27 protein-coding genes are annotated in these 24085 nt (G+C 43.7%); 12 read left to right on the top strand and 15 right to left on the bottom strand.

Annotation, left to right across the window (positions count from 1 at the left end):
• Positions 1-216: 216 nt before the first annotated feature.
• The 7 genes from DBZ36_RS15555 to DBZ36_RS15525 form a co-directional block, all read right to left on the bottom strand.
• The gene (locus DBZ36_RS15555; RefSeq protein ID WP_120355875.1) at positions 217-453 is read right to left on the bottom strand and encodes a hypothetical protein; all 237 of its coding nucleotides are present in this window, start codon (positions 451-453) and stop codon (positions 217-219) included.
• 90 nt (positions 454-543) lie between these two features.
• Complete coding sequence (locus DBZ36_RS15550; RefSeq protein WP_120355874.1) at positions 544-855, bottom strand: cupin domain-containing protein; 312 nt, start codon at positions 853-855, stop codon at positions 544-546.
• On the bottom strand, positions 852-1304 hold the full coding sequence (locus tag DBZ36_RS15545) for a hypothetical protein (protein ID WP_233558158.1): 453 nt from the start codon (positions 1302-1304) through the stop codon (positions 852-854). The genes DBZ36_RS15550 and DBZ36_RS15545 overlap by 4 nt, the downstream gene beginning before the upstream one ends.
• A gap of 73 nt (positions 1305-1377) precedes the next feature.
• The gene (locus DBZ36_RS15540; protein ID WP_120355873.1) at positions 1378-1779 is read right to left on the bottom strand and encodes a VOC family protein; all 402 of its coding nucleotides are present in this window, start codon (positions 1777-1779) and stop codon (positions 1378-1380) included.
• A 35-nt stretch (positions 1780-1814) separates the two neighbouring features.
• Positions 1815-2396: an HD domain-containing protein gene (locus DBZ36_RS15535; RefSeq protein ID WP_233558157.1), complete on the bottom strand. Its 582-nt coding sequence runs from the start codon at positions 2394-2396 to the stop codon at positions 1815-1817.
• 136 nt (positions 2397-2532) lie between these two features.
• A complete protein-coding gene (locus DBZ36_RS15530; protein WP_199711892.1) occupies positions 2533-4086 on the bottom strand; it encodes an Lcl domain-containing protein in 1554 nt (517 codons plus the stop codon).
• Positions 4087-4319: 233 nt separating this feature from the next.
• Positions 4320-4748: a PACE efflux transporter gene (locus DBZ36_RS15525; RefSeq protein WP_120355871.1), complete on the bottom strand. Its 429-nt coding sequence runs from the start codon at positions 4746-4748 to the stop codon at positions 4320-4322.
• Positions 4749-4845: 97 nt separating this feature from the next.
• On the opposite strand from DBZ36_RS15525, the gene DBZ36_RS15520 reads away from it, so the two are divergent.
• On the top strand, positions 4846-5271 hold the full coding sequence (locus DBZ36_RS15520) for an XRE family transcriptional regulator (protein WP_120355870.1): 426 nt from the start codon (positions 4846-4848) through the stop codon (positions 5269-5271).
• Positions 5272-5336: 65 nt separating this feature from the next.
• Here DBZ36_RS15520 and DBZ36_RS15515 read toward each other — a convergent pair whose 3' ends face one another.
• Positions 5337-5945, bottom strand: coding sequence for a glutathione S-transferase family protein (locus DBZ36_RS15515; RefSeq protein WP_120355869.1), 609 nt, complete (start codon positions 5943-5945; stop codon positions 5337-5339).
• A 274-nt stretch (positions 5946-6219) separates the two neighbouring features.
• On the opposite strand from DBZ36_RS15515, the gene DBZ36_RS15510 reads away from it, so the two are divergent.
• The gene (locus DBZ36_RS15510; protein WP_407641491.1) at positions 6220-6894 is read left to right on the top strand and encodes a 2OG-Fe(II) oxygenase; all 675 of its coding nucleotides are present in this window, start codon (positions 6220-6222) and stop codon (positions 6892-6894) included.
• A gap of 82 nt (positions 6895-6976) precedes the next feature.
• Positions 6977-7270: a YciI family protein gene (locus tag DBZ36_RS15505; protein ID WP_120355867.1), complete on the top strand. Its 294-nt coding sequence runs from the start codon at positions 6977-6979 to the stop codon at positions 7268-7270.
• Positions 7271-7474: 204 nt separating this feature from the next.
• Here the strand turns inward: DBZ36_RS15505 and DBZ36_RS15500 are convergent, their stop codons facing one another.
• Both DBZ36_RS15500 and DBZ36_RS15495 read right to left on the bottom strand, forming a co-directional pair.
• Positions 7475-8155: a response regulator gene (locus DBZ36_RS15500; RefSeq protein WP_120355866.1), complete on the bottom strand. Its 681-nt coding sequence runs from the start codon at positions 8153-8155 to the stop codon at positions 7475-7477.
• A gap of 31 nt (positions 8156-8186) precedes the next feature.
• On the bottom strand, positions 8187-9548 hold the full coding sequence (locus DBZ36_RS15495; protein ID WP_158589123.1) for an ATP-binding protein: 1362 nt from the start codon (positions 9546-9548) through the stop codon (positions 8187-8189).
• A 386-nt stretch (positions 9549-9934) separates the two neighbouring features.
• On the opposite strand from DBZ36_RS15495, the gene DBZ36_RS15490 reads away from it, so the two are divergent.
• The 7 genes from DBZ36_RS15490 to DBZ36_RS15460 all read left to right on the top strand — a co-directional run bounded on the left by DBZ36_RS15490 (position 9935) and on the right by DBZ36_RS15460 (position 17761).
• The gene (locus DBZ36_RS15490; RefSeq protein ID WP_120355864.1) at positions 9935-11515 is read left to right on the top strand and encodes an ATP-binding cassette domain-containing protein; all 1581 of its coding nucleotides are present in this window, start codon (positions 9935-9937) and stop codon (positions 11513-11515) included.
• A 357-nt stretch (positions 11516-11872) separates the two neighbouring features.
• Positions 11873-12712 (top strand): Rossmann-fold NAD(P)-binding domain-containing protein, encoded by an 840-nt coding sequence (locus DBZ36_RS15485; protein WP_120355863.1) that lies wholly within the window; start codon positions 11873-11875, stop codon positions 12710-12712.
• On the top strand, positions 12705-13718 hold the full coding sequence (ltaE, locus tag DBZ36_RS15480; protein ID WP_120355862.1) for a low-specificity L-threonine aldolase: 1014 nt from the start codon (positions 12705-12707) through the stop codon (positions 13716-13718). The genes DBZ36_RS15485 and ltaE overlap by 8 nt, the downstream gene beginning before the upstream one ends.
• A 10-nt stretch (positions 13719-13728) precedes the next feature.
• Entirely contained in the window at positions 13729-15033 is a 1305-nt protein-coding gene (locus tag DBZ36_RS15475; protein WP_120355861.1) for a CinA family nicotinamide mononucleotide deamidase-related protein, read from the top strand.
• A gap of 157 nt (positions 15034-15190) precedes the next feature.
• Positions 15191-16198 (top strand): protein-methionine-sulfoxide reductase catalytic subunit MsrP, encoded by a 1008-nt coding sequence (gene msrP / locus DBZ36_RS15470; protein WP_120355860.1) that lies wholly within the window; start codon positions 15191-15193, stop codon positions 16196-16198.
• Positions 16198-16815: a protein-methionine-sulfoxide reductase heme-binding subunit MsrQ gene (locus DBZ36_RS15465; RefSeq protein ID WP_120355859.1), complete on the top strand. Its 618-nt coding sequence runs from the start codon at positions 16198-16200 to the stop codon at positions 16813-16815. The genes msrP and DBZ36_RS15465 overlap by 1 nt, the downstream gene beginning before the upstream one ends.
• A 73-nt stretch (positions 16816-16888) precedes the next feature.
• Positions 16889-17761: a LysR family transcriptional regulator gene (locus tag DBZ36_RS15460; protein WP_120355858.1), complete on the top strand. Its 873-nt coding sequence runs from the start codon at positions 16889-16891 to the stop codon at positions 17759-17761.
• 232 nt (positions 17762-17993) lie between these two features.
• Here DBZ36_RS15460 and DBZ36_RS15455 read toward each other — a convergent pair whose 3' ends face one another.
• Positions 17994-18554 carry a cytochrome P460 family protein gene (locus tag DBZ36_RS15455; protein ID WP_120355857.1) on the bottom strand — a complete coding sequence of 187 codons (561 nt, stop codon included), beginning with the start codon at positions 18552-18554 and terminating at the stop codon, positions 17994-17996.
• A gap of 358 nt (positions 18555-18912) precedes the next feature.
• Here DBZ36_RS15455 and cysM point away from each other — a divergent pair, with 358 nt between their 5' ends.
• Positions 18913-19821 carry a cysteine synthase CysM gene (gene cysM / locus DBZ36_RS15450; RefSeq protein ID WP_120355856.1) on the top strand — a complete coding sequence of 303 codons (909 nt, stop codon included), beginning with the start codon at positions 18913-18915 and terminating at the stop codon, positions 19819-19821.
• Positions 19822-20072: 251 nt separating this feature from the next.
• Here the strand turns inward: cysM and gloA2 are convergent, their stop codons facing one another.
• Entirely contained in the window at positions 20073-20456 is a 384-nt protein-coding gene (gloA2, locus tag DBZ36_RS15445; RefSeq protein ID WP_120355855.1) for an SMU1112c/YaeR family gloxylase I-like metalloprotein, read from the bottom strand.
• Between the two features lie 161 nt (positions 20457-20617).
• Here gloA2 and DBZ36_RS15440 point away from each other — a divergent pair, with 161 nt between their 5' ends.
• Positions 20618-21103, top strand: coding sequence for a fasciclin domain-containing protein (locus DBZ36_RS15440; protein WP_120355854.1), 486 nt, complete (start codon positions 20618-20620; stop codon positions 21101-21103).
• A gap of 56 nt (positions 21104-21159) precedes the next feature.
• Here DBZ36_RS15440 and DBZ36_RS15435 read toward each other — a convergent pair whose 3' ends face one another.
• The 3 genes from DBZ36_RS15435 to DBZ36_RS15425 all read right to left on the bottom strand — a co-directional run bounded on the left by DBZ36_RS15435 (position 21160) and on the right by DBZ36_RS15425 (position 24064).
• A complete protein-coding gene (locus DBZ36_RS15435) occupies positions 21160-22281 on the bottom strand; it encodes a YcbX family protein (protein ID WP_120355853.1) in 1122 nt (373 codons plus the stop codon).
• A 1-nt stretch (position 22282) separates the two neighbouring features.
• On the bottom strand, positions 22283-23239 hold the full coding sequence (gene rssA, locus DBZ36_RS15430) for a patatin-like phospholipase RssA (RefSeq protein ID WP_120355852.1): 957 nt from the start codon (positions 23237-23239) through the stop codon (positions 22283-22285).
• Positions 23240-23317: 78 nt separating this feature from the next.
• Positions 23318-24064 carry a TetR/AcrR family transcriptional regulator gene (locus tag DBZ36_RS15425; protein WP_120356038.1) on the bottom strand — a complete coding sequence of 249 codons (747 nt, stop codon included), beginning with the start codon at positions 24062-24064 and terminating at the stop codon, positions 23318-23320.
• Positions 24065-24085 lie beyond the last annotated feature (21 nt).

Below are 24085 nucleotides of genomic sequence, written 5' to 3'. Positions count from 1 at the left end.
ATAAGCACCGCTGCACTCAGCAGTAATGCCAATCCCCCAATGATTTGATGTTGATTCATCTGCTCCTTGCTCCCTGATGTATGAATGAGACTATCAAGCTCCCTTCAAAATTTGAAAGAGCCTAATACAGGCTGCAAATTCGCCTTAAAATAAGCGTATATCACGGCCTGTTGTAAACATATATCGGGCGGACTGTTTTTTAGAACATCTCTTTGACTATGTGCTAGGGCTGCCCTTTAGTCCTTGTCGCAGCGACTTTATTGTTTCAGTAATAAAGGTAAATAGGCCAGCTGCTACGTCAGAATTCCGGTATTCGTCCACATCGTTTAAGAAGCCAGAGCGATATTTTTCCATCGCTTGCTCAATGTTCGTTGCAAGTATGGGTTCTACATCCACTTCAAAACCTTCGGCTAAAAGGCGTTCTTTTTCCTTTAGAAATGTGCTTGCTTCCATTTCTAAATAGGTAAACTCATTTGGTTTTGAGTTGGTTGACGGAAAAACTGAAATTTAAGCATGTTGTAGCTCCTTGATTGATGTTCTTTATTAAATGCTGCCTTGCTGCTCAATAACTAGAATTCGTGCTTCGCCAACAGGATGTGCGACATGTTCGGTGCCAATGCTAGCGTAAAAAATATCGCCAACATTTAAGCACGTTGATAACTCTTGACCCGCTTGTTTGTAGAACATATCAACCATGCCATCGAGTACCACAAATACTTCTTCACCATCGTTGACGTGCCACTTATAGGGTTTGTTGGTCCAATGTAAACGGGTGCTAATTCCGTTCATGTTGGCGATGTCTTGGGCGCCCCAAGCCTGGGAGGCGGTATATTCCTTACTACGAATAACTTTCATTGTTGCTCCATGTTGAGCCTATGAGGAAACAGTTGCGTACAGCTTTCAGCTGTCTTTACTAAACGCGTTTGGTGTAGTGATACATGGGCGCCGCAGGAGAAAACGTACTGCGAGCAATGCGAATTTGTATCTTTTATCAACAAGGCATCATTGTCAAAACTGAACTCTAATCTGCAATCAATGTCGTAGTCTGCCTGTTTTAGCTCGAATACCAGTTGCTTGCCATGTGTCTGCATGAGCAGCGGCGCTTGCTGACCTTCAACCGGACTTTGGATGCTACAGATGTGGAAATTGCCACCCCATAACAGACCTTGAATTGCATACGCGTTATCAAGCTTGCTGATCTCTATATAGCTAGTTTTAAGCTCGCTTTGTCCTGAACTCAAACTAGCAATTTGCTCTGTACTTGTGTAGCACGTTTCAAAGGCTAGAGCAGTGCTACTAAACAAGGACAATAGCCAAAAGCATTTTATTGGAGCTCTGCTAAAGACCTGCTCACTCAACACGTTTGGGCTTGCCAATTTAGGACGATGGTGGCAAATGCAGTTCAATCACATTTGCATCTGGATCGCGGATGAAGATAAACGTAGCCCCGCTAGGTATAGTGATAGGGCCTCCAGAAATGGGAATTTTAAGAGATTCTAGCTGTTGTTTAACCGCTTCAAGGTCGCTAACTTCGAGAGCCATATGGGTATAACCCGTGTGTTTCTCGGGGACGTCCATCAATAAGTTTGGGCCTGCAGTTGGGCTAGCATTTAGAATAAAGTTAATGTTAATACCGCAAGGGTGTTCCATAACGGCCACCGGCTCTGGCCCAACCGGACCCTCTATGAATAGAAAACCTAATTTTTCGTAGAACTCCCTCGATACAGCGAGGCTTTTAACTCGGATCCCTACGTGGTTGATGCGACTAATTTCTTTCATGTTTTAATCTTCCCCGATAATAAACGAGCGCTAACTTAGGCCATGAGACCGTCGCTTGCTGCTTGGTTTAGTTTGTCTTCAAGGTTGTGCCAAAGCGGTTCACTGCCTTGCGCGATGCGACTGTTTACCTTAAATACCATTTCTTTTGAGATCTGATGTTGTTTCCAACTATGCCCAGCGCCATGTAGATTGTGTAAAAGTGGTGGTAGGCGATCAATGGCTTTGGCGTACTTAGCGTCTGGCGTCATTCCAGCTTCAAATTCCAACCATAGCTCTAGAAACTCTGTGCCTTGATTGTTGGGAAGCATATCGAATAGCCGTTTTAAACCTGCGTATTCTTTGGCTTTTAATTCCGGGGTTTCGCTTTGGTAAATAATCGTGTCACCGGCATCAATTTCTCCGAGATCATGAATCAGTAGCATGCGTATCACGCGGTTAATATCAATCACCTCATTGGCGCTGTCTTTAAGCATTAAAGCGGCCAAGCAAACATGCCATGAATGCTCAGCAGAGTTTTCAAACCGGTCTAAACCCACAGGTCGAGTTTTACGCTGTACGTTTTTAAGTTTTTCGATTTCGATAATAAAATCTAGAACTTTATCAATATCTTGCATCATCTGCCTACTTAATAACCATATTGTTAATTTGATTGTTTTGTACAGAACTTGCAAGTGGTTTGACAAAAAATTCTTTTGCAGAGGAGGAGGCTAGTAAGCGCTGCATAGGATGTGCAGCGCTATTGGTAGGGGATAGTTATGGGCGTTTGGGTAATTCGTCTTGGCTTATAAAGCCATCACTATTGCGATCGATACGGTCAAAGTCCTTCGCAAGCGGCCCTTTGACCTCTGATTTACTTAGTTTTCCATCTTTATTGCGGTCCATCTGACTAAAAATATCGTTACTGGCTTTTAAAGGCTTACCATTTTGCCTATTTTTATCCTTGTCCCCATTTTTTCCCATTTTACCATTTGATGCTTGGTCCATGCTTAGCTGGTCCGCGCTTAAAGTATATATCTTACTTTCTCTACTGATCTCGTTAGCTTGTTGCTCGAATTCAACGCCGCCCCCACTAACACAACGCACATAGTTATCGATTCGTACTGCATCACCTTGTGGACCGTGCCCATTAGGATATTTACTCGCATCTCCGGTTTTAGGGTCACTACGCTGAGATCCCGCCCCGTGCACATCTATCCATTGCCCTTGCATTTGTCCCATTGACCGGCCGAAGGCGACGTAGGCTGCGTTTTTGGCGCTATTCAAATTGAGATGTGTAGTACTACTCCAATAGTTTGGGTAGTCTGTTTGGCCTGCTTCATTTAGCATGCTTGAGCTATTAAATATGGGGTCTAGTGCCGCACTGCTGCTGGTATCTGGAGAGCGGCTATAGTCGACGATTGATTGCAACTCTTTAACGTTAGGCAGTCTCCATTGCTTGTTCCCAGCCAAATTTAAGCTTTCACAATAGCCTAATGCTTGAGGCCAGTTCATAGCTTGCTCGCTGTCGCTTTGTTGCCACTGCAGTCCGGTGGCAAGATCTGAAATGACACCATTTTTATTATCTGAAAAATCATTGATGCCGTAGTTGTTGTTGCCACGAACCGCTAATACATAAAATGTTTTGTCTTTACCACGTTTCGATGCTCCGTAGCCTTTAATTCGGCCATCGATAAAGTTGACGCCAAAAATGGTTTCTTCGCCGTTCATTGTGGTCGATACATACTTAGTACTGCTCAGGTATTGAGAGTCAATGAGGCGCTCTCCGGCATTAATGTCACCTGAATTAAAGCCGAAATATCGATGGTCTATAAAGGGCATGATTGAATAGCTGCCGGCACCGTTTAAACCACTAGGGTCTTGGCCATCAAATAGTATCAAAGAGTACAGCTCTTTTATTGAGGGGATGCGCCAGTCACTATGGCCGCCAAGTCTCAGGTTATTGGCGTATTGCATGGCTTCGTTGTAGCTCAGTTTATCGCGGCTATCAATGACTCCGTCTGCATTGATATCAGTCGTCTGAGTCCAGGTTAGCTGGGTGTTGTTATCCAACACCATTGTTTGCTCTACAAGGGTGTAGCTGGGTTGTATCCCCTGATATTGAGCATCTTGTCCTAGGCCTTGGTTACTTTGGTTGGGACAGCTTTTACTTGTACTGCTCAACCCCACACATAGCGTTTGATTGGTGTCCACAATTGCGTAGCTTTCAGACTGCGCAATATTAGGAAAACTTAGTAAGACAGCTCCCAGCGGCAATAGGGGACCTATTGTAGTTAGCAGGTCTTTGTTAAACATATCCGGCTTTTTCATTACTAAGTCCTTGTAGATGGTGACAGTTAGTTTATCTAATTGTTGCCACTATAAAGATCAAATACGCAGAAAAGATGGAGAGAATGTGGAGTTGTTTAGTTTAGCTGCGCAATGGAATGTAAATCCACGGCATTAATATTGCAAATAGGAGTCACTAAGCTGATGCTACACGTCATTAAAGGATTAAACACACGCAGTGTTTGTGTTGCTTAACACTGCGTGTGGACTTGGATTTAAGCGTGGCTGACCTTAGGCATAATCGGGAACAGTTTGTCGTAACCCAAGTTATAGAAGTAAGAGAAGAACAAGTAGTAAATAATCATTGCTGCGTCCATGATCAGAGCTTGTAACAGACTTACTTCAAACCACCATGCCATTGCAGGAATAGTAAAAATCAATAATCCCGCTTCAAAGCCAAGTGTATGCACAATACGCTGCTTTTGAGTTTTTTCAGTGCTGTTGTAGCGCTTTTGCATCATGGTATCAAACCACTTGTTGTAGCTGTAATTCCAAAGCGTCGCAACGATAGAGAAGAACAAACCCATCGCACCGGAGTGCATAGGATCAACGCCAAATAAAATAGCCATTAGTGGCATTGCACCCAGGAGTCCAACCAGTTCAAACCCAATTGCGTGGCGTATTCTGTCGCTTGTTTTTCTCATGATCTTCTCCAACACTTTCGAATAGAACTACTTTAACCGTGTGCAATTCCATATACTGGAACGAAAGCCGATACATTTTCCTAAATTGGGGAACATTATGAACCAATCAGATGTGAAGAACTTGGAAACTGGAAGTTTTGAGTTTTCCCAAGAAACTGAACGTGAATTTCGAGCCATGCAAATTGAACGCATTGAATCGCTAATGGCCTATTGCTCTTTGAATCGAAACCAGCTGGCAAAGTTAAGTGGGGTATCTAAAACGGCCTTATATAACAAGCTTGATAAAGATGGCAATGCCAGCTTCAGTCAGCTAGATATTTTTAGACTGGCTAAAGCGATGGATTTAAGCATGGTTTATCTACTGCCATTGAGCGAACAAGAGCGTGATTTAGTGAAAGGCTCGCCGGTACCGGCGAGCAGCATTCGATTTGTCGATGATATGCTAAGTGCAAGAGCCGACGATATTGAATTTTTGCACGGCGTACACAAGGCGTTTAGGCAATACCTTGCAGGGAGAAAGTGAACTCTTTGTTACCGTGTGATGCCCCAATTGCTGCATATCAGTGATCGGGGGATACTGATACCTGTTCAACCTAAAGCTGTGGCTTTAAGGTAGGCTTCACGGCTTTGTATTTTAGTTACGTATTCCATTGTCTTGGGGCAATCATTGAGTAGTCCTAAACCTGCCGACATCTCCAATATGACTGTCATCATGATGTCCGCAGCGCTAAATTGGTCCCCAGCAAAATATGCTTGTTGCGCCAGTACGGATTCAATATAGCCAAAATCTAAGGCGATTTCTTTGGCAATATAGCCATCCATGGGCTTAGAGCCTTCCCGCTCTTCCATAGACATCATTAGTTTTGCTATCACCGGTAAACCTAACGATCCTTCGGCAAAGTACATCCACTCTAAATATTGATAGTAGGCTTTCGTACCCGAGACTGGTCGTAGCTGTGGGTTGCCTGTTTGATCGAGAATATACTCAAGCACTGCACCTGATTCACATATAGTAATATCGCCATCTTGAATGATAGGCGCTTTAGATAGCGGATGAATTGCTTTCAAGCTCGCAGGAGCCAAACTTGTTTTAGGGTCGCGTTGATGGTGGACTATGGCATAGTCTTCTCCAAGCTCTTCAAGCAACCAGACCACTCGTTTAGAACGAGATTTATTGAGATGGTGTACGGTAATCATATAATTTCCTTTTGCCCGCAGTTAAGCGAAAAATCGCTAAGAGGTGGAATGGTGATGGCCTATTTTGAATCGCTAGGCTCAAGCACCCGTTCACGAGAAAATCTATCTCTCTTAAGTTTATCGGCACATGTTAGGCCTATTGGGCCACATTTAGAATATCTAGTTTGCCAAACAAGAGATTTAAACTCGCATGTAGCGCTATGCTGTCGATACTATCGGAACGAATCCCGTAACATAGCTAGCTACTCGTGAAATACTTGCCTAAGGTAATATTGTGGTCGCACTTAAACAATCGTCATTGCTTGGTGGCGATGGAACAAATGATGACGCATTATTTGCGCTCATCGCCCAGGATATTGAAACACAAGGTTATAGTATTCGGCCAACGGCCTTACGGCCTGAATTAGCTTCTTCTTTGCTTCATCATCAGCAAAACATGGCGACAGATAACTTCAAAAGTGCCGGGATTGGACGAGGGCAAGAATACTTAGAGAATGAATTTGTTCGCACCGATGAAATTTGCTGGATCAATGGTGACACTGCAGTTGGTCAGCAATGGCTTGACTGGAATGCTCATCTTCAAAGTAGCTTAAATAAACGTTTGTTCTTAGGTCTTTTTTCTTTCGAAAGCCACTTTGCACACTATGCGCCTGGCGATTATTACAAAAGACATCTCGATGCATTTAAAGGCGAAGCAAACCGTGTGCTGTCAATTGTGGTCTATTTTAATTCTAACTGGTCTGCTAATAGCGGTGGCGAACTGGTTCTATATCAAGACCACTTTGACAAAGAAGGGATAAAAGTTGTGCCATTGTTGGGAACGATAGTGACATTTTTAAGCGAAGACTTCCCACATGAAGTGCTTCCTGCTAATCGAGACCGATATTCGATTGCAGGTTGGTTTCGAGTGAACACCTCAAAAGCCCAAAAAGTTGATCCTCCTCTCTAAGGCTCGTTGGTAAGCAAAGTTTTTTCCAAAATTATAGAATAATCATAAAATACAATGTTCAAGCCTTTGAAAGGAGTTTTACTTGTTTATTATTTCTATAACTTACAAAACAGATTTAAGCATCGTTGAAAAACATATGGATGCCCACATTGCATATCTTGAGAGCTTTTATGCTTCGGGCAAGTTTGTGGCCTCGGGTCGCAAAGTACCACGAACCGGCGGAATCATTTTGCTGAATGCAATCAGTGCCAATGAAGCGGAAATTATCTATAAACAAGACCCTTTCTTTATCGCGGACGTAGCTGATTTTGAAGTGATAGAGTTTGTCCCAACAATGACGAGCCAAGATTTTGAACAGCTCAAAGCTTGCGTGTGAGCCGCAGCTTAGAAGTACTTACTATTACTTTATCGATGAGGCGATGTTGTCAAAAGCAAAACTTTTGGGCTCATAATTATGCGTTTTTTATAGAGATTGCAATTATGGCAGGGACCTTTAGTCGATGTATGACAATGCCCTATTAGTTGGATCAAACTATTAGGGCAAGCAAACACCGTATCGATCTGATGAGCTTGGTAAGACTTACATCTCCAACATATATCCAACACTATAAATTGACTTTACAAAATCCGAGTTTGAGTCAATATCGTGCATTTTTTTGCGCAAGTTCTTTATGTGACTGTCGATAGTGCGGTCAGTCACTACGCGGCCATCAGAATATATATGACCCATTAACTGATCGCGACTGAAAATATGATTAGGATGTTTATAAAGAAAGCTTAACAAACGATATTCAGCCGGGGTTAAAGGCAAAAGCTGCTGATTGAGCAAGGCTTGCATACTGGCATCGTTAATTTGAAGTGCGCAAGTCGTGTTATCCGTTATCGTTTGGGCGCTACTACGCCGCAGTATGTTTTTAACCCGCGCGACCACCTCACGTGGGCTATAGGGTTTACAGATATAGTCGTCAGCCCCTAACTCCAATCCGAGTAAACGGTCGATCTCGTCAACTTTAGCGGTTGCCATAATCACTGGTATTTGGCAAAAGCTACGTAGATCACGGAAAATACTCAAGCCATCAACACCCGGCAACATTAAGTCGAGTATGATTAAACTAGGCTGCTGATCTTTGACCCATTGCACGACGGTTTCGCCACTGGCAAGGTGATGGCTTCTCATTCCTGCGTGCTCTAAGTACTCACATAATACTTTCGCCAACTGGGGTTCATCTTCAACGACGAGTACTAAGGCTTCATTGTTCATTGGTCTCTTCCTAAATTTGTAGCATCAATGCCTATTTTTTCGCAAGCGTTACAATGACTCGTAAACCGCCAAGTGGACTTTGCTGCGCGATAATACTTCCGGAATGGGCTTCGGCGATGCTTTGGCATATAGACAATCCAAGACCTGAGCCGCCGCTGGCTCGGTTGCGTGAACTATCTACGCGATATAAACGTTCAAATAATCTAGGTAATGCGTGTTCGTCTACTCCCGGGTAGGAGTCATCGATGCAAAGTTTTAAGGCGTTTTGTTCTGTGCTTAATTGCAGGTGCACTTCACCACCAGAGTCGGTGTAACGATAGCTGTTTTCCAGCAAGTTGGTTATAAGTTGCCTAATGGTTTTGTCATCTCCAAGCATGTATAGGGTTTGTTGGTCTTCCACCTCATAGCTTAAACGCAGTTTGTTTTCGCTGAATCGGTGTTGATTTTGCGCCGTTAGCTGCTGAACAATTAGTGCCAAATCGAGTTCGAAATGCTGGGGTTTAATCCCCGAATCAGACAGCGATAATTGATGCAGGTCATTAACCAAGTTTTCCAGGTTAAGAACTTGTCTATGCAGTGAGTCCACATACTCGGGACTTGCTGGTCGTATCCCATCTTGAATCGCTTCAATTTCACCTTTAAGCACAGCCAAGGGAGTTCGAAGTTCATGGCTGATATCCGATAACCAATTCTCGCGATCTTGCTTTTGCTTTTTTAACGATAAAACTAAGCGGTTGAAAACCTGAGTTAGTTCAGTGAACTCGTCGTTTCCTTGTTCTTGAATCTGGTATTCAAAATCACCGGACTCGATAGCTTGTGTACCTTGGTGCAATGCACGAAGTGGCTTAAGAAAGTGTCTGACTAAGAAAAAAGCAATCACTAATGAGCACGCAATAGTGAGTAAGGCTATAGCAAGCATGTGCTGGCTTTGTTGCTGATAGAAATTGTCGGCTAAACGACCGGATAGCGAGCGCGATTGCAATATAGAGACCCAGCCAACCGTTTTCTCGTCTATAACGATAGCTATTCGCGATAGTTGGGCGTTGGCGCTACTTTCTTTTAGGTTTCTTCGGTCACCTAAAACGTTAACGCCGTTGCCGTCAATTAAGTTGAGACGTTGCCCTAAAGGCGCCATCGAAACCTGATCGCTTGGTGGTAATATATGCTCTTCAGACTCTTGTATTGAGTTAAGTTCCGGACCCGGTGGTCTAGGAGGGGCTTCACCGTGTTGACGGAGTATTCCAGCCCAAAGGAAGGGAGCTTCGCTTAGTTTTTTCCAGCCAAAATTCTGTGAGTAATAGCGTTTTGTCTCTTCTGCGATGAGCTCAACTTTATTGAGCTCATCGTCGTTAACCATTTCTTGTAAACCTAAGCGGAAACTTGAGTTGATCATCCAGCTCATACTACCCAGCATCAAGCTGGAAACGAGAAAGATGGAGACGAATAGCTTGGTAAAAATAGGAATGCGCACAATTGAGATCAATAGCAATTATTGCCACAAGCATATATGGAGATCTAAAACCTTACCAGTTTGTCTTAGCTTAGATCGCTTGATTTGTATGCAATTATACCTTTTAATAGGTGAGTCATTTTCAAATGAGTACTCGCCAATATGAATAACTAAGCCCTGTCTTCCTTTTATTTTTCTATTTTCTATTAATTGGATTAACAGGCTTGGTCGGCGTTGCTACGTTGTCATTCCATTTTTTTACTCCTGAATTTTTTTTAGGAGTCCCCCATACTAGGCTGCGCTGCCCCCTGTTTTAATCAGGAGGTTCTATGCCCGTATTAACTGCCCACAACCTTGGCTACACTTTTGCCGACGGCCATCGTTTATTTGCCAACCTAAGTTTTAGCATCACTTGTAAACGCATTGGAGTTGTTGGACGAAATGGCTGTGGTAAATCGCTACTAGCCGAAATTCTGGCGCAAAATATTCAACCAAGCACAGGTTCGATAGTATGTGCCAACACTAGTGCCATCTACCAGCAACAAATTGAATCAAGTCTAAATACGCAGTTAACGATTGCGCAATTTTTGGGGTTAGATGATGTTCTTAATGCATTGGAACAGGTTGCTAATGGAAATTCAGAGTCAGGTCTATTTGAGTTGATCAATGAGCGTTGGTTGTTGAAGGAGCAGTTATCTAAACAACTTGAAGCTTTGGGTTTACCTAGTAACGCAAATACCTACTGTACTGCGCTTAGTGGTGGGCAGCGTTCGCGATTGGTGTTGTGGTGCTTATTTCAACGGCAATCGCGATTGCTTATTTTGGACGAACCGTCCAATCACCTAGACATCCAATCTAAACAATGGCTACTGCAGCAGATCCAAGCTTATCCTGGCTACATTGTTCTGATCAGCCATGACCGTCTGTTGCTGCGCGACATGCAAGCCATATGGCAGCTAAATGAACTAGGCATCACGCAATATGGAGGAGGATACGACTTCTATCAGCAACAACAAACTCAACAAGGTATTGCTACGCAGCGTCAATTAACTGCATTGGACAAGCAACAAGCCAAGTTAAAGGCGCAAACTCAGAAAAATAAGGAAGTAGCCGAACAGAAAGCGGCGATGGGCAATCGATTGCGTGTTAAAGGAGGGCAATCGAAGCTTGTACTTGATGGCATGCGCGATAAAGCGACTGCGAATGCCGCGCATCGCAAAAAAAATGATTTATCTCGAAAGCATAAACTGGAGCTTAAAATCCAGAATTTACGCGATCAGCTAGAGAACGATGTAAGCCAATCTATTTACTTTGGACATGTTGAACATCATCGAGGAAGCTTAATTGAGGCGACAAATTTGGTGCAAACCTATGGAGACACTAACCCTTTAAGTTTTGTCGTCAAAGAGCACACTAAACTTCATTTACGAGGGCCGAATGCTAGCGGTAAATCTAGCTTGTTGAAGTACTTAATTGCCCACGACAGCGTTGCTAATTCGAGTTTGAGAGTTAACTCGACACTTTGTTATTTAGACCAACATTTTGCTCTTATTGATAACACGCTGAGCCTCTTAGAAACGATACAATCAAGCTGCCCGCAGGTGTTGCAAACTCAAGCTCGGATCTTGCTAGCTGGGATCGGCTTTAGAGCGGATAGTGTGCATCGTTGTGCGAGTGAATTGAGCGGTGGCGAGCGGATGAAATTGGCGATGCTTATTGTAAGTCATCAAGCCAATAATCCGGTTTTATTGCTTGATGAACCTGACAATCATCTAGATTTACAATCTAAGTTGTTGTTATCTAAGATTCTTGAACAGCATCGCGGGGCTTTCATTTTGGTGAGTCACGATCACGAGTTCGCCCAACAGTCTGGCGTTAATCAAGCCTTGGATTTAGTAATAGCGGACTAATTAGCAATTCAATTGTGGCTTTATTTCTACAAATAAGACCTAGGACTCTTTTTTTTGAAAACGTTTTCTGGTAGCCTTTTCATCACTGTTTGAGAAGCAAGTTTTGCTATCAATAGTAGAATTAAGTTTTATTACTTTGTTCGACACTTTCCCGCTGTAACGAAGACAGATTTTGTTTTTTGCACAGATTTTAACGACTCAGTTTTTGAGTCGTTTTTTTTTGTCCAAAAATCGCTACCAGCAACCTTAATTTCATTTCAAATAGCAAAACTTTGATAAAAAGATAAGCATTTTTGACCTACAAGTATGAGATCGGTTTGTTATGATGTCGTCTAAATACTCACATTAAGGACAGATGTGACCAATGCGACCATTTCAATAGTAGGTTGTGGCTGGCTCGGATTAGCATTAGCAAAAGAACTCATTGCTAACAACTATAATGTTCGCGGCAGCAGCACCACCATAGAGCAGCTTCCTATTTTGCTCGAGGCAGGTATAGATGCGCACCAGTTACTGCTTAGTCCGCAACTAGAGAGCTCTAACGCAAAACGTCTACTTGATTGCGATATATTGTTGATAAATGTGCCCCCAGGACGCAAGCGCAACGATGCGCAATTTCACATTCAGCAAATTCAAGCGCTGCTGGCCGAGTTGCCAAAGAAAAACCTTCCCAAAATACTGTTCATTAGCTCAACGTCGGTATATGCCAATGATGTCGGAATGGTTACTGAACAAAGCCCCTTGAGTGCAAATACACAATCCGGGATCGCTTTAAGCTTTATCGAACGCGAACTACTACCGGACTATGCTGGTTCTTGGTCTGTGTTGCGACTCTCTGGTCTGATTGGACCTCAGCGTAAACCGGGTCGATTTTTTGCCACCCGAGCGCTAAAGGATCCAGATGCAGTGGTTAACCTTATTCACCGGGACGACTGTATTGGCATCATTTTGGCTTTAATTGAGCGTGATGTGTGGGGTGAGAGCTGGAACGCATGTAGTGACAAACATCCAAACAAGCTTGAATTTTATAATGCCGCAGCCGCCGCAATGGGGATCGCTCCACCAAACGTAGATGCTCAGCTCCATTCAAATACTAAGATTATCGATAACAGAGCGATTAAACGCGCTTTGAACTACCAATTTAAATATCCAGATCCGATTGCATGGGTCGAAGATTCGGAGAAACATGATGCATGACTTTCGCAGTGACACCGTAACTAAACCTAGTGATGAACTACGCAAAATTATGGCGGCAGCACCAGTTGGAGACGACGTATATGGTGACGACCCAAGCGTCAATCGTTTGCAAGATTATGCTAAAGAGAAATTTGCAGTTGAAGCTGCTTTGTTTTGTAGCTCAGGCACCCAAGCAAATTTGTTGGCACTCATGAGTCATTGTCAGCGGGGCCAAGAGTATATTTGTGGTCAACAAGCTCATAACTATAAATATGAAGCTGGTGGAGCTGCTGTATTAGGAAGTATTCAGCCTCAGCCTATCATTAATCAAATTGATGGAAGCCTTGCTGTTAGCGACATTGAATCGGCGATCAAAGCCGAGGATTTTCACTTTGCACAAACGCGTCTTGTGAGTTTGGAAAACACTATTGGCGGTAAAGTACTGCCACAAGGTTATACGCAGCAAGTAAAAGAACTGTGCGATAAACGTAAGCTGGCTCTGCATTTAGACGGTGCTCGTCTCTTTAATGCGTCGGTTAAACAATCGCGTAGTATTGTTGATTTAACGGGTGACTTCGACTCGTTTACGCTGTGTTTGTCAAAAGGCTTGGGGGCTCCAGTGGGCTCTTTAGTGCTAGGTTCAAAAGACTTTATCGAGCGTGCTACGCGTTTACGTAAAATGCTAGGTGGTGGCATGCGTCAGGCGGGAATATTGGCAGCTGCAGGTCAACATGTACTGGAGAACAACGTAGAGCGCTTGGCGATTGACCACGACAACGCAATGTTACTTGCGCAAGGGCTTTCGCAAATTGAGCAACTGCGCTGTGAACCTAGTCAGGTTCAAACCAATATTGTATACGCGCATTGCCAACCTGAGCACACTTATGCGCTAGCTAATTATCTTGAACAAAAAGGTATTTTGCTGAGCGCTGGCGCACCGATTCGTTTTGTAACTCACTTAAACGTAGACCAACAGAGTGTTAATTATCTTTTAGATAATATTAAAGCTTACTTTGCATCAAACTAACGAGAACACCATGACAATGAATAATAATCGGCTCTTAAAAATTGAGATGCTAAGTACAGGTGATGAAGTACTGCAAGGTGATATAGCCGATACCAACGCAGCTTGGCTAGGTCAAAAGCTGGGCGACTTGGGACTTAAGTTTCAGTCGCGACATACGGTTGCAGACGATTTAGACGATTTGGTGTCGTCGATGCGCGAATGTGCCAAGCGCAGCGATTGGGTGTTTGTAAATGGGGGCTTAGGTCCAACATCGGATGATTGCAGCGCGCAAGCCGCCGCACGTTTGCTAGGAGTAGAGCTGGAACTATATCAACCGTGGCTCGAACAATTGCAGCAATGGTATGCACGTAAGAATTTAGTTATGCCTCAAAGTAATGCTAAGCAAGCAATGCTGCCCAAAGGAGCAGAGTTTGTCGATAACCCTGTAGGCACCGCCTGCGGTTTTATTATTGAGTACGAAGGGGCCAAACTTATTTTCACACCCGGCGTTCCTAGCGAAATGAAAAAAATGGCGCTGGAGCAATGGTTCCCGAGACTGCCGGTTTCTTTTGATACAGGTGTGAAGCGTTTCTATAGTTTTGGATTATCTGAATCGTGGCTAAATGACAAGATTGATAAACTAACTTTACCATTAGGGGCGCGCATCGGTTACCGCTCGGCGCGTCCGAGTATAGAGATCAAAATATTTTATGACGGACGTTGTGGCGTTGATACTCGATTAAGCTTTGAAGCACAAGTACGTGAACTAATTGGTTCCTTTTTGTTTTGTGAAGACCAAGGCAATTGGGCGCAAAGCCTGCAAGACGAAATGTTGGTTCGTAAGCTCAAGTTGTCATTAGCTGAATCATGTACTGGTGGCATGATCGCTGACCAATTGGTTGCACAAGCCGGAAGCTCAGCCTATTTTGTAGGTGGTATTGTCGCTTATAGCAATAGTGTTAAAAGCCAGATATTAAAGGTGAGCGACAAAGACTTAGCGCAGTATGGAGCGGTGAGCTTGTCGGTGGTTGAACAGATGGCGCAAGGCGTGCGGCAAGTTTTAGGTAGCGACATTGGTATTGCGACCAGTGGCGTTGCAGGACCTGATGGTGGCAGTGAGTCTAAGCCTGTAGGTACGGTGTGCTTTGCTATTTCTACGGCCAACGCTAGCTTTAGCCAAACACTAAAGTTTAGTAGTCCAGGGCGTCACCCCATTCGAGTCATGGCAACAGCTGTGGCGATGGATATGTTACGGCGTTATCTAAACGGCTTAAGTTTAAGTGCAGATTACCAACTGGCCAGCCGGATTGAGCAACAAGGAAGTGAATTTCTTTGAAATAAATTCTCAAAAACGCGGTCTAGTTAAATAGTTAGTGGTTTTAGATTAGAAGCATCGAAGGCTTGTCCATTTATTAATTCGATGTGATTTGTGATCAAAGCTTTGTTCAACTCTCGTATAACAACGAGACAGGGATCATTTATTAGGAGCGTTTATGTGGATTAGGTCTAAACCAAGTTGGGACTATCTCAGCGAAAATGACGTCACGCCAGAAGCTATTTTTAAGCAACGACGTCTGATTATGAAAGGTCTGGTTGCTGGTGGCGCGGGCCTTGGTACCTTGGGTTTACCAAGTACAGCCAATGCAGCATGGTTTTCTAGTGATGAACCGACACAAAAGGTGATGCCACTGAAATTCAAGCCGCATGGAAATCCGCCAAGTGACAGTTTAACTCCAGAGAGCAAAGCTACTACGCATAACAACTTCTATGAGTTTGGTACCGGCAAAAACGACCCAGCCAATAATAGCTCGCATTTTCAGCCACTGCCTTGGCAGCTTAAAGTTGATGGTTTAGTCGAAAACGAAGTGACAATTGATGTCGAAAAAATTCTAGCCATGGCTGCTTTCGAAGAACGAATTTATCGTCTGCGCTGTGTGGAAGCATGGTCCATGGTTATCCCTTGGGTTGGACTGACGTTAAAACAGCTGCTCAAAGACGTAAAACCGCTAAGTGGTGCGAAGTACTTAGCTTTTGAAACTCTCTATGATCCGGAACAATTTCCAGGTCAAGAAAACCGACGTTTAGGCGGCGGTATCGATTATCCATATCGAGAAGGTTTGCGCTTAGATGAAGCCTACAATGACCTTACTTTTATGGCCTTTGGCATGTACGGTAAAACGCTACCTGCACAAAATGGCGCGCCACTGCGTTTAGTGGTGCCATGGAAATATGGATTTAAGAGCATTAAGTCAATTTCTAGGATTACCTTTACCGATCAAATGCCACAAACGACCTGGAACATGTTAGGCCCAAGTGAGTACGGTTTTTATGCCAATGTAAATCCTGGTGTTGATCATCCTCGTTGGACACAAAAGACCGAAAGACGTATTGACGATGCTGGTATATTGGGTAGAACGCGAATAGATACACTCATGTTCAATGGCTACTCAGAGCAAGTGGCCAGTATGTACAAAGATCTCGATCTAACCCGGTACTATTGATGCTCAGTAACGCATTTTTGCATCGCCATAGCTTATGGATTCGAATTACCCTGCATTGGGCATTGTTATTGCCCCTTGTCGTCTCTGTGTTTGCGATAATATCGTCTGCATGGGGCGGAGATCCGGTACAGCAATTAATTCATTTTTATGCGAATTGGGCCTTGAATATCTTAGTATTGTGCTTGGTATTAGCACCTCTAAGTCGACGTTTTAAGCGACCAGCCTTAATCGCTTATCGCAGGCTCGTTGGTTTATATGTTGCGTTCTATGCCTTTTTACATATTTTGGCTTATTTGGTACTCGACCTTGGTTTGGACTGGGCGCTGGCTTTTGAGGAGCTAGTAAAACGACCTTATATTTTGGTTGGTGCTCTGGCCTTTTTGATCTTGCTTGCGTTAACCCTGAGTTCACCGCAGTTGGTCAGACGTAAAATGAAGCGTTCCTGGTTGAAACTGCATGGTTTTATCTATGCATTAAGCTTGTTACTACCGCTACACTTCTGGTGGTCTTTGAAATCAGGCTATATTGAGCCATTGGTATACCTACTTATACTGTTGGGTCTTGTAGGCTTACGAACTCGACAATTCAAAGCTTGGATTGGGAGTTTCAGATCCTAATCTTTTCGCTATTGTTTGGTGCGAAATAAGGTTTACTATAGGCTAATAATTTTGATGATTAGAAGCTAACTACATGTTAAATCTAGAACAGCTTAATGCCTTTGCCAGTGCTGTAGAGCAAGGGTCTTTTTCTGCAGCAGCAAGGCATTTAGGTAAAAGCCAAAGCTCCGTAAGTATCGCCATAAGCAATATCGAACTAGATTTAAATGTGCTGCTGTTCAATCGTGATACTAAATATCCGACCTTGACCGAACAAGGGCAGCGCTTGTATGAGCAGTCAAAGACCTTGCTTCGACAAGCGGACCGCATCGAAAACTATGCTAAAAGTGTTGTTGATCAAGTCGAAGACTCTATCTATATCGGCATGGATACTATGGTGCCTTTATCGATTATTGAAACCGTACTCGAAAAAATGGCCCAGCAATTCCCTTTTACTCAAGTTCACCTACGCAAATACAGTTGTGATGATTTAACCCAAGCTATCGTTGATGACCAAATTCAGCTCGCAATTAACCTGCCTATGCACGCAGTGCCAGAACATCTGGACTTTTTTACCTTTGGGGATATCGAATGGGCGTTTACTTGCAGTCCTGATTCAGTATTTGCGGACATGGACGTGGTTGATACCCAAACACTGATTAGCCAACGTCAAATTGTCTGTAGCAGCATGATGCAAAATCCAACTTTAAAGAGCATTGGCAAATTGTCTCAAGAGCTGTGGTACGCCTTTGATCTGGATGATGTAATTCGTTTAGTTGAACAAGGTCTCGGTTGGGCTTACGTTCCAAAAATATTGCTAACTGAGAAACAAAGTCTGGGGAGCCTTATCGACTTCAAACCTGAGTTTAGTCAAGCCAAAATGACCACCGTTGTTGATGTTAGTTGGCTTTCAAATCAGCCACAAGGTCCGGCGGTTAAGTTTATTCTGGATAGCCTAAAACACTAAGCCTAAAATCACATGCGCCAAAAGCCTGGCTCTTGAGCCAAGCTTTCTTACCTCAAGGTGGTGTTTTTTATCGCTGCGAGTTTTATTCATTTACGGCGACTTTGAACATAAAGCTTGGCTTACTTGGTTAGTATTTGTTGCGCAATCTTGCTATCGACTCATTAAGTCACTTAGCTCGAAACTCGTCGTCGAACTTAGTGAATCCGCAGTTCCAAATTGTTTTACCAAGGCCCTATTTTTGTTTTAGTAGCGCTGGGTATTGGTCGGTAAATAACCAGTCGTTGCTTTCACGCGGAGCATGACAGGCTTGGCAAAATTGACGATTGGGACTCTCATTCATCTCAGGTGCTTGCCCAAACATTGCCCAGCCCCAACCTTCGCCCCAGTGTTGGTTTTGAGTGAACCGTTGCTGAGTGTCTTTCACCATGACAAAAAATATATCGTTGTTTTGTTGGTGGTAAACCAAACCAGTACTGAGTCGCTCTGAACTGACATGCTTTACGTCTTTAACAAATACGGTGCCGTCGGGCCAAAGGCCAGTTTGGTTGTAGATCTCAATCGAGGCTTCTTGGGTATATATACCATTGAGATTCTTTAACAGCATGTTTTCACCGACGACCGCGGTGGTCCCCAAATGAACAAGTTGAGTTTGAAAGGCGTGAGGAAAAGCGATTGTACCTGTGTCATCGACAAGCTCACCAAAGGTATCTGCTGGATCAGCTAAACTGGCATAACTATTAGTAACGTAATTGCATAGTAAAAGGCTGGTAAGGATCATTATTCTTAACATCATTGGTCTGGCTCATCTAATGTCGGCTTAATTTGCGCTAATTATATCCAGATAGAACAAATACTATATGTTAATAAGTATATGATAATCGCATGGTTTGAGACGTCTAATCTCAAAACTAAAAGCCACAATTAGTAGGATTCTAGAATCAGCATTGGTTTGTGCGTTAACGTTTGGTGCTTAAGTGGCCGGCGATGAAAGTTGCGTGTTTAAGCGCGTACAAAATCTGAAAGTAGCGTTGTTAGCAGCGTCTTATAAGCCAATTCAGCTTAGCTTCAGTCTAGAAGTCTGGTGGACAAATAGCGTTGAAGAGAGTAAAAAAAGCAAAGTTAGTCGTAATTTGAATTAAGTAAGGATATGCATGCAAAACGCAACCAACACAACGGACTATCCCAGCATAGAGTCTTGTGTAGGGAATACACCCTTAGTGCGTTTGCAACGCCTACAGGGGCAGACCAGCAATACTATTTTGCTTAAGCTTGAAGGGAATAACCCTGCCGGCTCTGTCAAAGACAGAGCCGCTATGTCGATGATTAATCAAGCTGAGACTCGCGGTGAAATTACAGCCGGCGATAGTCTTGTTGAAGCCACGAGTGGTAACACGGGGATAGCCTTGGCCATGGCGGCAGCGATAAAAGGCTATCCGATTACCTTGATCATGCCAGAAAATGCGACTCAAGAACGCAAAGACGCAATGACAGCTTACGGTGCTAGCCTGATTCTAGTTAGTAAGGAACAAGGCATGGAAGGGGCAAGAGACCTCGCTTTATCAATGCAGGCTGAAGGTAAAGGCAAGGTGCTTGATCAGTTCGCTAACTCCGATAATCCGCTCGCGCATTTTCAAAGCACTGGTCCAGAGATCTGGCAGCAAACCAATGGCAACATTACCCATTTTGTGAGTGCAATGGGAACCACAGGTACCATTATGGGGACTTCAAAATACTTAAAACAACAAAACCCAAGTGTTCAAATTGTCGGTCTACAACCTGAAGACGGTGCTAGCATTCCAGGGATCCGCCGCTGGCCAAAAGAGTATTTACCCAAAATTTTTGACGCCAGCCGAGTTGACCAAGTCATGGATATCAGCCAACAAGAGGCTGAGTCAAGCATGCGAGATCTAGCTCGGCAAGAGGGCATTTTTTGTGGAGTATCAAGCGGTGGCGCTGTTGCGGCAGCATTGCGTTTAAGCCAGCAACTTGAGAATGCCGTTATTGTTACCATTATTTGTGATCGTGGTGACCGCTATTTGTCTTCGGGACTATATACATAAGTACTGTTGTTACTTGGGTGGTTCGATTGCTTGGCATGTGCAAACCGAAACACCTCTGTATACATTCAGGCCGTACAAAATTTAGTTTTTATTGAGTCATCTTTGTGAAGCTAACACCGAGGAAAGAGCATTTTTTTCTTACGATTACGCCAAGTTCGATTATACATATAGGCAGAATTACATTGGTTTGAGACTTGGAAATATCAAATAAACCAAGGTAATTAATTATCGATTTTGGCGACTATACTCATTCAACTCTGACAAATTTCAAGCGGTAAGCCGTCCGGGTCTTTGAAGAAGGTAAATGCTTTACCTGTAAGTTCGTCAATTCGGATTGGCTCCACCTCAACGCCTTGCCCATTCAAATAAGCCACTGTTTGTTCTATTGAATCTACATCAAAAGCCAAGTGCCGTAAGCCTTGAGCCTCGGGATTACTGGGTCTAGATGGTGGGGAAGGGAAGGAAAATAGTTCTAGTTCGCTACCATCGGGTAGCGCGAGATCTAGCTTATAAGACTGACGTTGCTGGCGATAGGTTTCAGCCACTACTTCAAGTTTTAGTATGCGTGTGTAGAAGTCTTTTGAACGTGAGTAATCAGAACAAATGATGGCAACATGGTGAATCGATTTAAGCATAAAAAATAAATCCCATTTTTATTTTATTATATATCAGTTGGTTACGTAGTTATTTGGTCTTTTCTAAAACTAATTTCCATTTTTTCTGATCTTAAAAATTTGAGCTCACGTATCTTTTGGTACCCGTCACAATGGGCGGCCAACTTAAAAGGAATAAAGACATGTTGAAGCAAATTATTACAAGTGCAAGTGCCCTATGTTTATTGTTGAGTTCTCAAGTTTTTGCTGGTGGAATGGCTAAAGACGACATCGTTGATACAGCCGTTAAAGCCGGAAGTTTCGAGACACTAGTCGCTGCAGTTCAAGCTGCTGGTTTAGTCGAAACCTTGAAAGGCGACGGACCATTTACGGTATTTGCTCCGACCGACGAAGCATTTGCAGCACTACCAGCGGGAACCGTTGAAAACTTACTGAAACCAGAAAACAAAGACCAATTAGTTGCTGTATTAACCTATCATGTCATTCCAGGTAAAGTGATGGCAGCCGATATTGCTGGTAAAAAAATGGAAGTTGCAACCGTACAAGGTTCAACGCTAATGGTCGATGCCACCAATGGCGTGATGATTGACCAAGCCAAAGTTGTTACTGCAGACATCAAAACCAGTAACGGTGTGATTCATGTGATTGACGCGGTAATTCTACCTTAGTCTATTCACTCTCCCCCAGCGCTTGCGGCCGCTACGCGCTGGGAGAATTTCGTTGTCTAACCTGCAGTTATAACCAAGTCAGTCTTAGGTAAACAAGAACAAGATAAGATGTAACCTTCATCACTTTCTTGAGGTGTTAGCCCTGAATCCTCTAAAACCTCAACTTCTCCGCTTTCAAGTTTTACTTTACACGTTCCACAACTACCACTGCGACATGAAAATGGAATATCCAAACCAGCATCCTCGGCCTGATCTAGTAATGTATCGACGGTATTACCCTGCACTGACAAATCCCAGCTATCGAATAAAATCGATACACTGGCTTCACTATTCGTTGTGCTCGACGTCGCTGATTGAACTTCCAACTCTGGATAGTGCTCTGGAACTTTAGTTTCTAGTATTTCAATGTCGTCTCCGATGCTTATATTCCCCTCACCAAGAGCCACTGCATTTTCACCAAAATAGACGTCGCCACTGTTACCTAAACGAAAGCTTTTTAGCGTGGTTAACGGTTCTTTGTTAGCGTCGTAGTGTTCGGTTCCAGGCTTAAGCGTTGTAAAGATACAGCGCGAACTTGGTCCGCAAAGCTCATACTCTACGCCAGCAATCCGAATTCGTTTCCAATGATCTTCTGCAAATGCTTCCGTCCCCTGTACCACAATATTTGGCCTAAATTGTGCCATATTAATTGTTTCGGGACTGCGTCGATTAAGCTCATCAAGAGAAGATTGGCTAACGATTAGAATTGGATAAGCATCAGCAAAAGCAACTTGAGACTGTCTGTTTTTAACCTTGCGTTGTGATTGAGCTGTAAAAACACTCAATACACAGTCAACACCGAGGAATTCACTTAGCGCAAGATTAGTTGCGCTCGGAGCGCTTAGCGCGTTTATTGAGGAACTCCAAACATCGACATCAATTGCGCTATCCCATGCTTGCGACTCTAAAGCGATAGGCGCTTGATTTGGGATTATGAGGTAACAAGCATTTGAGTCAGTACTTACGCGCAGCTGAGTTATTTTGGGATGAGTTCGGCCAGTAAACATCGCCCCATTGCGGTCACTTATCAACCAAGTTCTATCGTACTCTAATCCTAGTTCACCTACCTTGCTGCTTGCCACGTCATTTCCGCTGCATGATTTAATAGGATAGACAGTTAAATTTGATACATAAGGCATTTCACAGTTCCTTGTTGATAAATGGAAGTACGGATTCTTCAAGTTGACTTGCGGCTTTTTGAGTCGCAAGTATACCGGCTTCAATGCATTCAGCCCCGCGATGGAAATCGAGAATGCCAAATCCTCCCAACTTGGGGGAAATGGTGACATCTGGCGGATCGCCTGCCATTCGCGCGCGCGTGATTCTATCTTGCATGATGTTTATTGAAGTCGACATCACAGCCATCATGCCGGGTGAGGGTTGATTGTCGCGTTGAGTTTTTGATTGTAGGAGCTTACCAAGATATTCTCGACTGCCCGCAAGGCGCCAAAAGGGGGTGTCTTCTTTGTTATGGTCTTCGGTTTCTAGATCTTCTTGGTAGGCATTTCGCTCGTCAGCATCAGCGAATACAGTTAATCGGCTTGGGTCGGCGTTTAGATTCACTGCGATGACTATTTCAGCACCAAGGGCTCGGCATAAAGATACAGGCACGGGGTTAACCAGTGCACCATCGGCGAGCCAGCGTTGGTTTAAAAACTTAGGTGCAAACATGCCAGGCATTGAACACGAGGCTCGAACAGCGTCACGAGTTAAACCATCGCGCAGCCAAACCTCGTTACCTGACTCAACGTCGGTTGCAACAGCTGCGAAAGGTTTTCCTTGATTCTCAATGTTAGTAGCGCCCATAAAAACTTGGGCTTCGTTGAAGACCTTTTCGCCCGCGACTAAACCACCGCGATTTAGGGCAAAATCCATGAGGCTGAATACATTCCAGCTATCCAGCTTGAGAGCCCATTCGCGCAGGTCTTGTAGTTGTCCGCCGGCGTAGCTAGCACCAACTAGCGAACCGATAGAACAGCCAGCAATGACATCAACGTGAATACCCATTTTTTCGAGTTCTTCGATAACTCCAAAATGTGCCCAACCACGAGCAGCCCCGCTACCTAAGGCCAGACCAACTTTCAATTTGCGCCGCATTTTATGACTCCTCAGCGAATTTAAACTGAGTGTAACAACAACTTAGGTCTAAATGAAAAGGATTAAAAAATCGTCGGCTTATTCGCTTTCTTTCTCACTGAGCTTTGCTTCTGAAATCGCTTGCCAGCTACATTCCAAATCAAACACGATATCGCTGAGCTGATGAGGGTGTATTTCGTCGGCTTGCTCGATGGCGAAAATGGCGATCATCTGACGATTAAACATTTCCCAATGATTGAGTAGGCTGTCATCAAAGTTTTCATCGCCATTTCCCCAAACTTGCTTAATGAAGGGGCGTAAACTCCAGGGACTTTGAGCATGAATTAAGATCTGCCACTTAATTTCCCACATGCTTATCATTCGTTGTGGGAATTTATTGTTATAGGCATCAACTAGGCTCATAACACTATCCTCAAGTCCGCCATCGGTATCAATAAAGTAATCGATCAACTCGTCATTGGAGCGCACCGCATCGGCTATGAACTGAATCGGCTGTGGAAACGATAATAGTTGGGCCAAAATTTTAACTGAAAAAGTATATAAACGTTGATTTTCCGGTTTCTGAGCAGGTAATTCCGAAATCAATTTGGATAAAATTTGCAGCATATGTACGTGTAAACCGTCGCTGATGCAACGCCATATGTCTTCTTTACTGCCAAAGTGATGGCGTATCAAGCTATGCGAGATGTCAGCTTTTTCACTAATGTGTCGAAGCGAGACCCGCTCATAACCCTGCTCGCAAAACAGGTGAGCGGCAGTTTTTAGTATCTCAAGTTTGGTTTCCTGCGCTTCTTTAGCGCTACGGCGACCTTGTTTTCTTTGCACATCTAAGTCCATCGAACCTTT

Origin of the sequence: Alginatibacterium sediminis (assembly GCF_003610775.1) — a bacterium.
Taxonomy (GTDB): domain Bacteria; phylum Pseudomonadota; class Gammaproteobacteria; order Enterobacterales; family Celerinatantimonadaceae; genus Alginatibacterium; species Alginatibacterium sediminis.
The sequence above is the reverse complement of the archived record's forward strand: the minus strand, read 5'-3'. Positions and strand labels throughout refer to the sequence as shown.